Annotated in this window: 15 protein-coding genes and 3 pseudogenes; 3 read left to right on the top strand and 15 right to left on the bottom strand. The window is 70.0% G+C overall.

Translation table 11 applies throughout. The features are described from left to right. Positions 1 to 24: 24 nt before the first annotated feature. From RH94_RS03855 to RH94_RS03825, 7 genes and pseudogenes are all read right to left on the bottom strand, one after another. Complete coding sequence (locus RH94_RS03855) at positions 25 to 1,317, bottom strand: AI-2E family transporter (protein WP_073946234.1); 1,293 nt, start codon at positions 1,315 to 1,317, stop codon at positions 25 to 27. A 149-nt stretch (positions 1,318 to 1,466) separates the two neighbouring features. After that, positions 1,467 to 1,818: pseudogene (locus RH94_RS42240) on the bottom strand (aggregation-promoting factor C-terminal-like domain-containing protein); the annotation flags it as partial. 1 nt (position 1,819) lies between these two features. Then, a pseudogene (locus RH94_RS42235) lies at positions 1,820 to 2,168 on the bottom strand (lytic transglycosylase domain-containing protein); the annotation flags it as partial. A 450-nt stretch (positions 2,169 to 2,618) separates the two neighbouring features. Next, on the bottom strand, positions 2,619 to 3,944 hold the full coding sequence (locus RH94_RS03845) for a PhoH family protein (protein ID WP_073946232.1): 1,326 nt from the start codon (positions 3,942 to 3,944) through the stop codon (positions 2,619 to 2,621). Positions 3,945 to 4,257: 313 nt separating this feature from the next. Beyond that, positions 4,258 to 5,031 (bottom strand): isoprenyl transferase, encoded by a 774-nt coding sequence (locus tag RH94_RS03835; RefSeq protein WP_073946230.1) that lies wholly within the window; start codon positions 5,029 to 5,031, stop codon positions 4,258 to 4,260. A 688-nt stretch (positions 5,032 to 5,719) separates the two neighbouring features. After that, positions 5,720 to 6,541, bottom strand: a complete 822-nt coding sequence (locus RH94_RS03830; protein WP_073946229.1) for a methyltransferase domain-containing protein — start codon at positions 6,539 to 6,541, stop codon at positions 5,720 to 5,722. A 71-nt stretch (positions 6,542 to 6,612) separates the two neighbouring features. Beyond that, the gene (locus tag RH94_RS03825) at positions 6,613 to 7,395 is read right to left on the bottom strand and encodes a prepilin peptidase (protein WP_073946228.1); all 783 of its coding nucleotides are present in this window, start codon (positions 7,393 to 7,395) and stop codon (positions 6,613 to 6,615) included. An 86-nt stretch (positions 7,396 to 7,481) separates the two neighbouring features. Here RH94_RS03825 and RH94_RS03820 point away from each other — a divergent pair, with 86 nt between their 5' ends. Next, on the top strand, positions 7,482 to 7,850 hold the full coding sequence (locus RH94_RS03820; protein ID WP_073946227.1) for a DUF192 domain-containing protein: 369 nt from the start codon (positions 7,482 to 7,484) through the stop codon (positions 7,848 to 7,850). A gap of 62 nt (positions 7,851 to 7,912) precedes the next feature. Here the strand turns inward: RH94_RS03820 and RH94_RS03815 are convergent, their stop codons facing one another. After that, the gene (locus RH94_RS03815; RefSeq protein WP_073946226.1) at positions 7,913 to 8,251 is read right to left on the bottom strand and encodes a helix-turn-helix domain-containing protein; all 339 of its coding nucleotides are present in this window, start codon (positions 8,249 to 8,251) and stop codon (positions 7,913 to 7,915) included. Between the two features lie 81 nt (positions 8,252 to 8,332). Further along, complete coding sequence (locus RH94_RS03810) at positions 8,333 to 8,845, bottom strand: ATP-binding protein (protein ID WP_073946225.1); 513 nt, start codon at positions 8,843 to 8,845, stop codon at positions 8,333 to 8,335. A gap of 249 nt (positions 8,846 to 9,094) precedes the next feature. Here RH94_RS03810 and RH94_RS03805 point away from each other — a divergent pair, with 249 nt between their 5' ends. Further along, entirely contained in the window at positions 9,095 to 9,946 is an 852-nt protein-coding gene (locus RH94_RS03805; RefSeq protein ID WP_073946224.1) for a helix-turn-helix domain-containing protein, read from the top strand. 12 nt (positions 9,947 to 9,958) lie between these two features. Continuing rightward, positions 9,959 to 10,150: a hypothetical protein gene (locus tag RH94_RS03800; RefSeq protein ID WP_073946223.1), complete on the top strand. Its 192-nt coding sequence runs from the start codon at positions 9,959 to 9,961 to the stop codon at positions 10,148 to 10,150. A gap of 11 nt (positions 10,151 to 10,161) precedes the next feature. Here the strand turns inward: RH94_RS03800 and RH94_RS03795 are convergent, their stop codons facing one another. The 6 genes and pseudogenes from RH94_RS03795 to RH94_RS42230 form a co-directional block, all read right to left on the bottom strand. Then, on the bottom strand, positions 10,162 to 10,788 hold the full coding sequence (locus tag RH94_RS03795; protein ID WP_073946222.1) for an OmpA family protein: 627 nt from the start codon (positions 10,786 to 10,788) through the stop codon (positions 10,162 to 10,164). 7 nt (positions 10,789 to 10,795) lie between these two features. Further along, on the bottom strand, positions 10,796 to 11,371 hold the full coding sequence (locus RH94_RS03790; protein WP_073946221.1) for a hypothetical protein: 576 nt from the start codon (positions 11,369 to 11,371) through the stop codon (positions 10,796 to 10,798). 34 nt (positions 11,372 to 11,405) lie between these two features. Next, on the bottom strand, positions 11,406 to 12,008 hold the full coding sequence (locus RH94_RS03785; RefSeq protein WP_107428617.1) for a pilus assembly protein TadG-related protein: 603 nt from the start codon (positions 12,006 to 12,008) through the stop codon (positions 11,406 to 11,408). Beyond that, positions 12,008 to 12,238 carry a hypothetical protein gene (locus RH94_RS03780; protein WP_107428616.1) on the bottom strand — a complete coding sequence of 77 codons (231 nt, stop codon included), beginning with the start codon at positions 12,236 to 12,238 and terminating at the stop codon, positions 12,008 to 12,010. The genes RH94_RS03785 and RH94_RS03780 overlap by 1 nt, the downstream gene beginning before the upstream one ends. Positions 12,239 to 12,386: 148 nt before the next feature. Beyond that, the gene (locus tag RH94_RS03775) at positions 12,387 to 13,229 is read right to left on the bottom strand and encodes a response regulator transcription factor (protein WP_073946220.1); all 843 of its coding nucleotides are present in this window, start codon (positions 13,227 to 13,229) and stop codon (positions 12,387 to 12,389) included. Between the two features lie 35 nt (positions 13,230 to 13,264). Then, positions 13,265 to 13,409 (bottom strand): annotated as a pseudogene (locus tag RH94_RS42230) (two-component sensor histidine kinase); the annotation flags it as partial.

Genomic DNA, 13,409 nt, shown 5'->3' with positions numbered 1-13,409 from the left:
GGTCTCGATGAGAGGTGGGGGACCTCAGCCCGCCGGGTCGGGCGGGGAGGCGGGCGAGCCCGGCGGAGCCGACCGCGCCGCCTGCCGGCGGGCCTGCTCCTGGGAGTACGCCCGCAGATAGCCGACCACCGTGTTCGTCACCGCGACCAGCGGCACCGCCACCACCGCCCCGCCGATCCCCGCGACCATCCCGCCCGCGGCCACCGACAGCACCACCGCCAGCGGGTGCACCCGAACCGCGCGCCCGAGGATGAACGGCTGCAGCACGTGCCCCTCGATCTGCTGCACCGCCAGCACCACCACCAGCACCATCACCGCGGTGAAGACGCCCTGGGTCACCAGCGCGACGACCACCGCCAGCGCCCCGGACACCACCGCCCCCACCAGCGGGATGAAGGCGAACAGGAAGATGAACACGGCCAGCGGCACCGCCATCGGCACGTTCAGGAAGTAGATCCCCAGCCCGATGAAGATCGCGTCGATCAGGGCCACGATCACCGTGCCCCGCACATACGCCGTCAGCGTCCGCCACGCCCGCGGCCCGGCCCCGGCCACCCCCGGCCGCGCCGCCGCCGGCACCAGCTTCAGCGACCACTCCCAGATCCGCCGGCCGTCGTAGAGCAGGAACAGCGTGGAGAAGACGGTCAGCAGGATCCCGGTCAGCGCCTCCACGACCACCGTCACGCCCTGCAGACCGGCCGACGTGATCTGGTCGGTGTTGGCCCCGATGGCTTCCCGCAGGTCCTTGGCTATCTGGTTGATCTGCTTGTCGGTGACGTGGAAGGGACTGTTCAGCAGCCACTTGCGCAGCTGGTCGATGCCGTCCTGGATCTGGCTGGAGAGCGTGTCGATGTTCTCCATGACCTGCCAGGTCACGAACCATCCGATCAGCCCCATGACGACGAAGCCGGAGATCGCGGTGAGCGCGGTGGCCGGCCCGCGCGGCAGCCCGTAGCGTCTCAGCCACGCCACCGTCGGCTGCAGCAGCGCCGTGATCAGCAGCGCGGCCACGAACGCGAGCACCACCAGCCGGACCGCGCTGATGACCTGCATCAGCACCCACACCGTGCCCGCGAGCACCAGCACCCGCCAGCCGGCCTCCGCCGCCACCCGTACGCCCCAGGGCACGGCCTGCGCGGGGTCGGGGCGGGCCGGGACGACGGTCACGTGGTCCGGCACGACATGGGCGTCCAGGACCTGCTCCGGCTCGGCCCCGGCCTGCTCCTTCTCCACCTCGGCGCGGCGCTCGTCCAACCGCTCCCCCATCTCGGTCAGTCCGGCACCCAGCCGGCCGAGCCACCGTGGCACTCGCGACATGATCGGTCCTCTTCCCCCGTCTCTGCGCACCACTCCCCCTGGAGTCGTTCCGTTCGACCGTACAGCGCGACAGCCCCTCCCCCTAAGACGGGGAGGGGCTGTGCGGGGGTTGAGAGCGGTGGCCGGTCCGGCTCGGTACCGGTGGTCGGTCAGTACCAGTGGTTGGCCTGCCAGAAGGCCCACGCGCCGCAGGGGCTGCCGTAGCGGCCGTCCATGTAGCTGAGGCCCCACTTGATCTGGGTGGCCGGGTTGGTCTGCCAGTCGGCGCCCGCGGAGGACATCTTGGAGCCGGGCAGCGCCTGGACGAGGCCGTACGCGCCGGAGGAGGGGTTGACCGCCCGGTAGTTCCAGGTGGACTCGTGGTTCACGATGTTGCTGAAGCACTGGAACTGGCTGGCGGGCACCATCGAACGCGCCATCGCCTGGACCTGCGCCACGGTGTACGAGCTCTGGACGGCGAAGCTGGAGGCGTCGCGGACGGCGTTGCGGCTGGCCGCGGCCNCCTGCCGCTCGGCGCGCTCCTTGGCTTCCTTCTCCGCCTTCTCGGCCTCCGCCTTCTTGGCGATCGCCGTCTCGGCGGCCGCCTTGCGCGCGGCCTGCTCGGCCTCCTTCTTGGCGCCGGCGTCCGCCGCGATGGCCTGGGCATCGGCCTGCTGCGCGAGCGAGACGGTCTGCACCTGGGCCTGCTGCCCCACGGGGATGTCCGCGAGAAGCGTCGTCGCGTCGGCTGCCATCGCCTCGGCGTCGTTGTTCTGCGCGACGCTGCCCGAGGCAACACCGACGACGCTTCCGACAGCGGTGACCGCGGTGGCGGAGGCCACTGCGAATCCCCGGACCGAGATCCGGCTCACACGGTTTCCTTCCAGCATCGCCCGCTTCGGTGACCCTGGCGGACGCAATCGTGCCCCTGGCACTGGCCTCCCAACTGCGGGGTCACGGAAGGCGCGGGCCCGGTGGGCGACTCCCCGGAGGGAGCGCCGCATGGTGCTCGGGCGGCATACGACGACGCTATGAAGTTGAAAGCGATGCCTCTGTGGTGCCTTACCTCCCCCAGTGCCTGAAGGGCCTGGGAGGGGCCCCCAGGGGGTACGGCTGTGTCGTATGCGGGGCCTGACAGGAGTGAGACTCTGCCGTAACACAACGCCGCAAGGCAATTCCGAGTTGCGTGTGAAAGCTCACAGCCCTTTCGACCCAGGAATTTTCCCGAATCACCCGCACACGAAGACGCCGCCCGGCTAGGCTCAGGCCTTTGCCGGACGGCGCCAACTTCCCTGCTGCCGCCCACAACTGGGCGGATCGGATCAGATGTGCCCGTCCTCCAGCATTTCGGTCACAAGGGCCGCGATCTGGGACCTTTCGGAACGGGTCAGCGTCACGTGCGCGAAGAGCGGATGGCCCTTCAGCTTCTCCACCACGGCGACGACACCGTCGTAGCGGCCGACCCGCAGGTTGTCCCTCTGCGCCACGTCATGGGTCAGAACGACCCGCGAGTTGGCGCCGATCCGGGACAGAACGGTCAGCAGAACGTTCCGCTCGAGCGACTGCGCCTCGTCCACGATCACGAACGCGTCGTGCAGCGACCGGCCGCGGATGTGGGTGAGCGGCAGCACCTCGAGCATCCCGCGCGCGGTGACCTCCTCGATGACCTCGCGGGACGTGACCGCCGACAGCGTGTCGAAGACCGCCTGCGCCCACGGGCTCATCTTCTCCGCCTCGCTGCCGGGCAGATAGCCGAGCTCCTGCCCGCCGACCGCGTACAGCGGGCGGAAGACCATCACCTTCTGGTGCTGACGGCGCTCCAGGACCGCCTCCAGGCCCGCGCACAGCGCCAGCGCCGACTTGCCGGTGCCGGCCCGGCCGCCCATCGACACGATCCCGACGTCCGGGTCGAGCAGCAGGTCCAGGGCGATGCGCTGCTCCGCGCTGCGCCCCTTGATGCCGAACGCCTCCCGGTCGCCGCGCACCAGACGGACGTTGCCCTCGGGCGTGACACGCCCCAGCGCCTTGCCGCGCTCGGACTGGATCGTCAGTCCGGTGTGCACGGGCAGTCCGGCCGCCTCGGGGACGTAGATGTGCCCCTCCTCGAAGAGGATGTCCACCTGTTCGCCCGGAAGAGTGAGTTCGGACATGCCGGTCCAGCCGGAGGCGTCCGTGATGGCGAGTTCCGCGCGGTACTCCTCGGCCAGCAGGCCGACGGAGGACGCCTTGATGCGCAGCGGCAGGTCCTTGGAGACGACGGTGACGTCGTACCCCTCGGCCTGCAGGTTGCGGGCGACCGCGAGGATGCGGGAGTCGTTGTCCTCCAGGCGGTAGCCGGTGGGCAGCACGCTGGGGTCCGAGTGGTTGAGCTCGACCCGGACCGTTCCGCCGAGGTCCCCGATCGGGATGGGGGCGTCGAGGCGACCGTGCCGGACCCGGTAGTCGTCGAGCAGGCGCAGGGCCTGCCGGGCGAAGTAGCCGAGTTCGGGATGGTGCCGCTTGGCCTCCAGTTCCGTGACCACGACGATGGGGAGCACGACCTCGTGCTCGTCGAAGCGGGTCAGGGCGTTCGGGTCCGCCAGCAGGACGCTGGTGTCGAGGACGTAGGTGCGCCGGTCTGGCTTGTGGCGCTTTGTGCTGGTCACCACGGAAGGACGTACCCCCTCGGATGAGGTCGGGGAGCGACGAAGTGGAGCTGGGCCGGTCGGCTGCCCCCGCACGCAGCGGGCCGCGAACCGGCCCTCGGCGTCGTCTCCCGTGCTGCGACCGCACGGTCGGGCTGGTGCAAAGGGCCTCCCGGGCGGACGGCCCCGAGCCGCCCGCTGAGATCCGACACCCGTGGTTCGGGTGTCGACCTGTCTCACTTATGCCCTCGAACACTCGCCGCCATGCAAATGCACGGAACGACGCGCGAGTGAACTCCGGAAGACAGGTGTCCCGCCAGTGGGAGGCGTACGTCCGTCAGCCGCCGTAGCGGCGGTGGCGGGCGGCGTAGTCGCGCAGCGCGCGCAGGAAGTCGACCTTGCGGAAGGCCGGCCAGAAGACCTCGCAGAAGTAGTACTCGGAGTGCGCCGTCTGCCAGAGCATGAAGCCGGACAGCCGCTGCTCGCCGCTGGTGCGGATCACGAGGTCCGGGTCGGGCTGGGCCTTGGTGTAGAGGTGGCGGCCGATCATGTCGACGTCGACGGACTCGGCGAGCTCCTCCATGGAGGTGCCCCTGTCGTGGGCCTCCAGGAGCATGGAGCGCACCGCGTCGGCGATCTCCTGCCGACCGCCGTAGCCGATGGCGACGTTGACCACTATCCCGTCGACGTGGGCGGTGGTCTCCTCGGCCTCCTTGAGGGTGGCCTGCATGGCCGGCGGCAGCAGGTCCATGGTGCCGACGTGGTGCAGGCGCCAGCGGCCGTCGGAGGCCAGGGAGCGCACCACGTCCTCGATGATGCCGAGGAGCGGGACGAGCTCCTCCCGGGGGCGGTCGAAGTTGTCCGTGGAGAGCAGCCAGAGGGTGACGACCCCGACGTCCGTCTCGGTGCACCAGCCGAGGAACTCCTCGATCTTGTCCGCGCCGGCCCGGTGGCCCTGGGCGGTGGTGGAACCCGCGGCCTTCGCCCAGCGCCGGTTGCCGTCCATGATGACGCCGATGTGCTTGGGCACCTGAGCGGGGTCCAGGTGGCCCTCCACCCGGCGTGCGTACAGCCTGACCAGCAGGCCGCGCAGCTTGTCGCGCAGGTTCACGTCTCCGTCAGCCCCTCCGTACGGCGGTCCCAGGGGGCGAAGCCTACCGCTGGGAAGCCGGGCGTTCCCCAACAGGGCGCTGTACGCGCCTTGGTGCATCGGAGCACCCGGGTGTACCGGAAGCGCCCCCTGCCGCTCTCCATGAAAAAACGGGCCGGTCCGTGGGGGGGATACGGACCGGCCCGAGGGGGGGTTTCCACCATAACCCTTCGTGAGTGGTGCTGCGTGCATCAGCGCGAAACAACTACTCTCCGGAGTCGCCCGGCGACGCGTCGAGAGGGCCGGAAGCCGTGGTTCCGCCCCCGATCATGGCCGGATCGCGACGGAATCGCAGGAAAAACGGCCGGGAGGCAGCGAGAACCAGAGGGTTTGGGCCATCCGGGGCCGCTCGGCGAGTTGCCCCCCGCGCCCCTCCCGCGCCCCTCCCGCATCCCTCCCACGGGCGACCCGCTCGCGAACACCCGCTTGACGCCGACGGCGGCCGGGCCGCGTACGGCCGACAGGGGCGTGGTACCGCGCGGCCCCCTCCACCGCGCGGAACCACCCACGCGGCTTTGCTCGCGCGAATTCCCTTGGTCCGTACTTTACGTGTAGCGATCAGGTGAATCGAGGGGCCTGCGATAACGATGTGGACACCGTGTGCACGTCAGGCGGGGATGCCCTCGCTGTCTCCTGCTGTCCTTGCCGCTCATCGCGTCTTCCGCGTCTTCCGTGCCTTCCGTGCCTTCCGTGCCTTCCGCGCCTCGAGGAGATGGCGCGTGCTGTGCGCCACGAACGGCCCCCGCGACTCGATCCGTTCGTGCAGCGCCCGCAACCGGGACTCGTACGCCTCCACGGTGAAGCCGGGGACCATCCAGATCACCTTGCGCAGGAAGTGCACGACGGCGGCGATGTCGTGGAACTCCATGCGCAGCCGCTCGGCGCGCAGGTCGACGACCTCGAGCCCGGCCGCCTCGGCGGCGGCGCGTTCACGGTCGGGGTGGCGGGTGTCGCGCGCCGCCTCGGGCCGGGGCCCGAGGAAGTACTCGACGAGCTCGAAGGCGCTGCCGGGCCCGACGTGCTGCGCGAAGTACGTCCCGCCGGGCTCCAGGACGCGGGCGATCTCCTCCCAGTGCGGCCGGACGGGATGCCGGCCGGCGACGAGGTCGAAGGCCCCGTCGGCGAACGGCAGCGGCGCGTCCTCGCCGGAGGCGACGACCACGACCCCGCGCGGGCGGAGCAGCGCGGTGGCCCTGGCGACGTTCGGCGGCCAGCCCTCGGTGGCGGCGAGCAGCGCGGGCGCGCCCGCGGCCCGCCCGAGCGCGAAGGCGAGGACCTCCCCTCCCCCGGTCTGCACATCGAGCACGGCCCGCGCCCCGGCCAGCCGCCCGGCCAGCGAGACGGCGTACCCCCAGGAGGGCCGCGCCTCGGTGGCCCGCCCCTCGAACCACGAGAAGTCCCACCCCTCGGTGGGGACGGCGACCCCCTCGGCGACGAGCTCCTCGAAGGAACGGTCCTGATGGTCTGCCATACGGACGATCGTGCCAAGCAGCGGTCACCGGCCGCACCTGATATACGGTCTGGAACATACGGTTTGGGCGCTCACGCCACCGCGAGTGCCCCCAGCAGCAGCCCCGTGAGCGCCCCGCCGAGCATGAACGGCCCCAGCGGAATCGCCGACTTGCGGTTCGCGCGGCGCAGCACCACCAGGCCCAGCCCGTAGCCGGCCCCGTACAGCAGCCCGGCGAAGGCGCCCGCGACGAGCACCGGCCAGCCGTACCAGCCGAGGGCCGTGCCCAGCGCGAGCGCCAGCTTGACGTCGCCGAAGCCCATGCCGGACGGGTTGACGCGGAAGAGGACGAAGTACGCACCGCCGAGGGCGAGTCCGCCGAGCAGGGCCGTGGGCCAGGAGCCGGCGGCGCCGGGCAGGACGGCGGCGAGGCCCAGCAGCGCGGCGGTCGTGGCGGCGAGCGGCAGCGTGAGCACGTCCGGGAGCCGGTGCACGCGGTGGTCGACGAGCGCGAGCAGTACGCCGACCGGCGCGGCGAGCAGCCAGACGACGGCTTCCGGGCGGGGCCCGGTGGCGGCGGCGAGCGCGGCGCAGACGAGCGCGGTCACCGTGGCGACGGCCGGGGCGCCCGGCCCGTACGGTCCGCACCCGGCCATCGCATCCGTACAGCGGGCGCGGCCCACCCAGCCCCCGAACGCTCCCTTGATCGGATGCCCGCCGGGGCACGCCGCGCGCCAGGGCTCCTCCGCGTCGACCGAGAACCGGTGGGCGGCACGGGGCAGCAGCAGCCCGGCCCCCACGCCCCACAGGGCGGCCACGACGGTCAGAAGCAAGCGCACGCCAGGACCATAGTCCCGGGCGACCCGGCGGGACATGAGCCCGTGGACCCCATGCGGGACCTACTGCCGTACGGCTACGGTCGGTTGACAGGTCACAAGGCTCGGCGGGAGGGCGGCTCGGCATGGGACGGCGCTGGAGCGACGGGCGGGGCAGGCTGATCGTGCACGGCTCGCCCCCCGTGACGGTCCCGCTGGAGCTGGCGACCTCCTACCGCGCCCGCACCAGAGGGCTGCTGGGCCGCGACTCGGTCTCCGGCGCGATCCTGCTGTCCCCCGCGAACAGCATCCACACCTTCCGCATGCGCATCCCCATCGACGTCGCCTACCTCGACCGCCACCTCCGCGTCCTGGCCGTCGTCACCATGCCCCCGGGCCGCCTGGGCCTGCCCCGCCTCCGCTCCCGGCACGTACTGGAGTCGGCGGCGGGGGCGATGACGGGGTGGGGACTGCGGGCGGGGGTGCGGGTGGAGGTGGAGGCGGAGGCGGAGTAACGACCCGGACGGGGTGAGCCACAGGGAGGAGAGCACCGTGGTCCTCGGCCCGACATGCCGGATCAGGCCGCGTGATCGGCGAACCCCACGGTGTTGTGTCCATCGGAGACCACATGCAGCTCCACCGTGACATCGAGCGCCCCTGCCAGCCTGACCAGCAGGTCCGCGGTGAGAGGGAGCATCCCGCCCAGTTCGATGGCCTCGACCTCGTCGGCGGTCATTCCCAGACGCTCGCCCAGTGCCGACTGCGCCAGACCCAGCGCCGTACGCCGGTCGTACACCAGCTGCCCGAGTTCGTGCGCCAGCCGGATCTGCTCACGCTCCGCGACCACCTCGGGCTGCTCCTGGTACCCCTCGGCGACCTTCCGTTCCCGCGCCGGCTTCCAGCGGGTGTGGTTCACAGCTCCTCCCGGAACTCACGAGTGAACTCGTCGTGCGCTGGTCCATGCTCGGCCTCACACAGCTCTTTCGCCGGGCTGCCGTCACTCCTTCGTGTGGCCGCCCGCGAGGTACGCCCGGACGCCCGCCCTCGGCAGCACCGCCCACGTCCGCGTGCCGCCGCCGGGCTCCCGGGCGTCGCCGAAGCCCCAGTCGCCACCGCAGGCCCGGACCACACAGGCCGGCAGGCGCAGGGTCGAACGGCGGCGGGCGTCGCAGGCGGCGGCGAGGCGGGGGTGGGTGTGGCGCGGGTGCGCGTCGTAGAGGACCACGCGCAGGGCGTCCTCCCGGTACCGGAGGCGTACGTACACCTCCGGCGAGGTGGAGAAACGGCAGGCGCAGGCCGCGAGTTCACTCGTCACCTGCACGGCCGCGTCGGTCATGTCGGCGAGGCCGTGCGCACGCAGGACCGTGCGGAGCGTCGCACGGACGATCGCGGGGGTACGCGGGTCGGCGGGGAGCGTGAGGCTGTAGGCGAGGGTTTCGGGGGTGGGGGGTGCGGGCGGCCGGTCCATGGGGGTGTGCGGCAGGCAGGCCGAGGTCAGGGTGACGGGCATGGCAACTCCCTTGGCTGGGACGGGTGGTTGTCTCTCCGCTCGCATGGTGGCCTGTCGCCCGGACCTGGCTTGGCATGGGCGATGCGCTTCCGTTCGGCGGACGGAGGGTCGTGGTCGACCTGTCACAGACGGTAGGACATCGCGGAGTACACGTACTACCAACTTGCCGAAATCCACCCCCAACGAGTGGACCGCGGCCGACCGCAAGGGCAGACTGACCCCCGTCAGGCAATCGGGCAGGAGGGGAGCATGGCGCCCAGAAGTACACCGACGGCACGCCAACAACGCCTGGGCCTCGAACTGCGCAAGATGCGCGTGGCGGCAGGGATGACAACCGAGTACGCCGCCGGACTGCTGGGTGTTCCGCGAACGAATGTGCCCAACATGGAGTCCGGCCGCTCAGGCATCAGCCCCGAGCGGGTGCGCACCCTGGCGAACAACTACGGGTGCACGGACCAGGCCCTCGTCGATGCCTTGGCCGCCATGGCCGCCGATCGGGACAAAGGGTGGTGGGAGTCCTATCGCGGCCAACTGCCTGATGCCTTCCTGGACATCGCCGAGATGGAATGGCATGCCGAACGCGTGCGCATCGCGGTGAGTGTGCACCTGCCCGGACTGCTGCAGACCGAGGAACACGCTCGCGCGGTGTTCGAGGCCGTCATCCCCGCCTTGTCGTGGGCCGACGTCGAGGTCCGCGTCTCGCAGCGCATGGACCGACAGCAGGTACTCGACCGCCCGACGCCGCCCGAACTCGACGTCATCATCCACGAAGCCGCGCTACGCATGGAGTTCGGCGGGTCCGCGGTGGCCCGGCGGCAACTGGAGCACCTGCTGCGGATGTCCGAGCGCGAGAACCTGACGCTACGGGTCATCCCTTTCAAAGCGGGAGGCTTCCCCGGAGCCGGCCAGTCGGTCGTCTACGCCGAGTCGTCCGTTCCCCAACTCGACACCGTGGAACTCGACAGCACTCACGGGCCCGAGTTCATCGACTCGGAGACCCAGCTCAGCAAGTACCGGGCCGTGCTCGCGGCAGCGGAGTCCGTGGCACTGGATCCCGGCGCGTCACGCGACTTCGTCCACGTCCTTGCCACCGACCTCTGAGGAGCTGTCACCATGTCGGCCATTTCCTGGGAAGACCCCTTCTGCGGGGAAGGCGCCAACTGCTTCCGCATAGGAACCGACACCGAAGGCAACGCCTACATCGCCGTCGCCGGGCAGGAGGACCGCCCGCTGACCGACAGCCGTGAAGCCCTCCGTTCCCTCATCCTGGAGATCAAGGCGGGGGGAGCCGACCACCTGCTGTAGGCCACCGGCCGTCAACTCCCCGTGCGCGGGAACGTCACCTCGACCCGGCGGTTCTTCTTGCGGCCGTCCTCCGTGGAGTTGTCCGCGATGGGGTACTGCTCGGCGTAGCCGCGTACGTCGAAGGTGATGTTCGGGTCGTTCAGCTTCTGGGACAGGATGTCCTGGACGGCGTTGGCACGCTGCTTGGACAGGACGACACCGTGCGCGTGGGAGCCGAGGTTGTCCGTGAAGCCGAAGACGCGGACCTGGGTCGACTTCTGCTTGTTGATCTCCTCCGCGATCGCGTCGATACGCGCCTTCGCCTGGTCGCTCAGCTTCGCGCTGTCCCTGGCGAACAGCACCTCGGCCTGGAGGGCGAACGTCACGTCCGAGTTGGTGTCCTCACGGCGTTCCTCGCCGCCCTGGTCCTCGACCACCAACTTGATGTCGAGCACCTTGGGCTCGGCGAGGGTGGCACCCTCGGGCAACTTGAGGTCGGGATCGGCCGGGTCGACCTCCACGGGAGCGGGGGCGGAAGGTTCGGTACCCGGGGGCACACTGGGGCCGTCGTCGGCGTGAACTGCGGCGGCGCCGTAGAGGTTGGCGGCGACCAGGACGGTGGCTGCGGTGAGGGCGAGGGTGAGGCGGGTGTGAGTCATGGGGGCCTCACCCGGAGATCGCGATGGTGGCGGTGGCAAACCCTGGGAGCTGGAAGTTGACTTCGGTCGTGCTGGTTGGCGGTGATGGGAACTGCATGAACACGGGGATGGCCTCACCGGCTTTCAGGGAGGGCAACCCCGTGGTGGTTAGGGGGCGACCATCTGTGTCGCGCAGCACGTAGTAGCGCTTCTTCCCCTGTGAGTCCACAAGAGTGGCTCCGCCCAGTGAACTGCCGTTTCGGATGATCTCGGTCTCGTTCCCGCTGAGGTTGGAAGGAATGATGACGTTGTTGCCGCCATCGTTCTTCATGGTGCCGTTCACGGTGACGAATCCACCCGAGTCCCGCTTGGCAGAGGTGATTTGAAGAAGCAGGCTGTTGGGGCCCTTCAACTCGGCCAGAGGTTGATCAGATTGTCCTTCCTGAGCACTCGGCTTGGAGCCGCCACTCTTGGACGCCGATGTGGAAGTGTCGGGCTTCTTGTCGTCGCCACCACCACAACCGGCCAGACCGAGGGCCAGCCCGGCAGCCACAGTTAACGCGACGAGCCTCCTGCCAGCCTTCGCAGTGAACCGAATACTCATTACTCTACTTCCTTCACCACTCATCATTTGCTTGTCAGTCGGCCAGGCGGACGTCGAAGAGATCTTTGGGTTCCGGGAGATCAGTGAGGTTTTCCGGGTCCAAGTCCCAGTACCTGTTGTTCTTACAGGTGAGCCTCGGAAGCAGGTCCGTGTCTTCGGCGTCCTCGGCGGGGGGCTTGAACGTACAGAGCGGCTTGATGACAGCGCTGGCATGCGCCTTGGAACGCACGCTCTCCGTACCGGGAACGATGGACTTCCCCACGGCTTTGTCGCTCTGGACGTACACCGTGTACCTCAGTGCTGCTGGCAGCGGTTGGCAATCATCCACGTGCGCTCCGTTCTGCCCTGCCAACTGATATGCACGCCAGCAGCCGTTCAACTGCGCCGCGTTGCCGTCGAGAAAGTCCTGCCACTTGGTCGGGTCGAGCACGGCGTCGGCCCACTTGCCCGCGAGCTGGTCCCGGGTATCCTGCGCCGCTGCTAGTGCCGCCGCGTCTGCCGCCGTCTGCGCGCCGTTCCGATTGACCGCGGCCTGACCGACCGCGAAGTACGCGAACGCAAGAAAGAGCAGGCCCGCCACCACCGTGATGTAGATGGGGAAGGCCTGCCCTGTGTCGCCGTAACTGGGTCGCCGCATCAGGTGATTTCGTTGATCTTCGCCTTGATCTTGTCGAGAATCGACTGACCGACGTCCGTCCCCGTAATCGCCAGCACGATCGCCACCACCACCGCGATGATCCCCAGATACTCCACCGCGGTCTGTCCCCTGTCGCCGGTGTGGCGGCGCATCGACGCGATCGTCGTGTTCTTCCAGCCGTTCACGCGGACCTTGGTCGCAACCGCGGTCCTCAGCATCAGGTCGCTCATGGTGTTCCCCTCCGGGTCGGGTCTCGGTCCCGCACGCGCTGTCGGCAACGTAGGCCGGAACGCCCGGACCGCCGAAGGGTCCCGGGACCCAATTCCGGGCCCAGACAGAGGTTCGGCCGCGCTTGCCCCGTACCGCCGGCATCCCGCCTCACCCCCGTCCTCGTGACGAACCCGGCGCCGTGCCGAGCCACTTGGCGGTGGCCTCGGCGCGGCTGGTGCTGTGGAGCTTGGCGAAGATGCGGTTGATGTGGTTCTTGACAGTCTTCTCGCTGATGAAACAAGCGGCGGCGATCTGCTGATTGGTCATGCCGGACGCGATGAGGTCCATGATCTCCGCCTCCCTGGTGCTGAGTGGGAACCTCGACCTGTCGACGGCGGCCGGACGGCCACCTGCCCATCCAGACGACGACTGTCCCACATCCGATTGCATCTGCGAAAGGGTTTCGGGAGAAGTAGGTGAAACAGGGGCCGTTGGGGCTTCCTGGGTGTGTGCAGTCGCACCTTCCGTCTCGCGCAGCCGGGCCAGTAGGGCGCCCGCCGCCGTGGGGGTGAAGTGGACCTTTCCCGCCTTGATGTCCCTCACCGCCGTGATCAGTTGCTCGGCCGTGAACTCGCCGTGGACCAGGTAGCCGCTCGCGCCCCGGCGCAGGGCCTCCTGGATGACGTCCGGCTCCTGGCTGTAGGTCAGCATCACGACCGGGGCGACACGGGCCAGGTGCGGCAGGGCCGAGATGCCGTCCACGCCCGGCATGCGGACGTCGAGCAGGACGACGTCCGGGCGGTGGCGTCGGGTGGCCTCCCAGGCGGCGCGGCCGTCCGCGGCCTGCGCGACCACCGTGATGTCCGCGCGGCCGGAGAGCAGGGCCGTCAGGCCGGCGCGGACCACGGGGTTGTCGTCGGCCACGACCACGCGCAGCGGGGTGGCGGGGTCAGAGGCGGAGGGTGGTGGGAAGCCCTCGAAGGGGTCTGGGGTCGTCCGGTCGTCCGGCATGGCAGTGGCCTCCTCCCGAATGGCGGGGTGCGGGTTCATGTGGTCGTCAGCGCTTCCAGCGGTAGTTCCAGGAGGACCTCCGTGCCCCTCGGGTGCGGGCCGCGGCCGATGCGGATGCGGGCGCCCACCGAGGCCGCGCGCTCCACCATCCCGACCAGGCCGAAGTGGCCCGCCCGGCGG

The sequence above is a fragment of the Streptomyces kebangsaanensis genome (genome assembly GCF_001906585.1).
Classification (GTDB): domain Bacteria; phylum Actinomycetota; class Actinomycetes; order Streptomycetales; family Streptomycetaceae; genus Streptomyces; species Streptomyces kebangsaanensis.
Note: the sequence above shows the minus strand (reverse complement) of the source record. Positions and strands in the feature narration are given on the sequence as shown.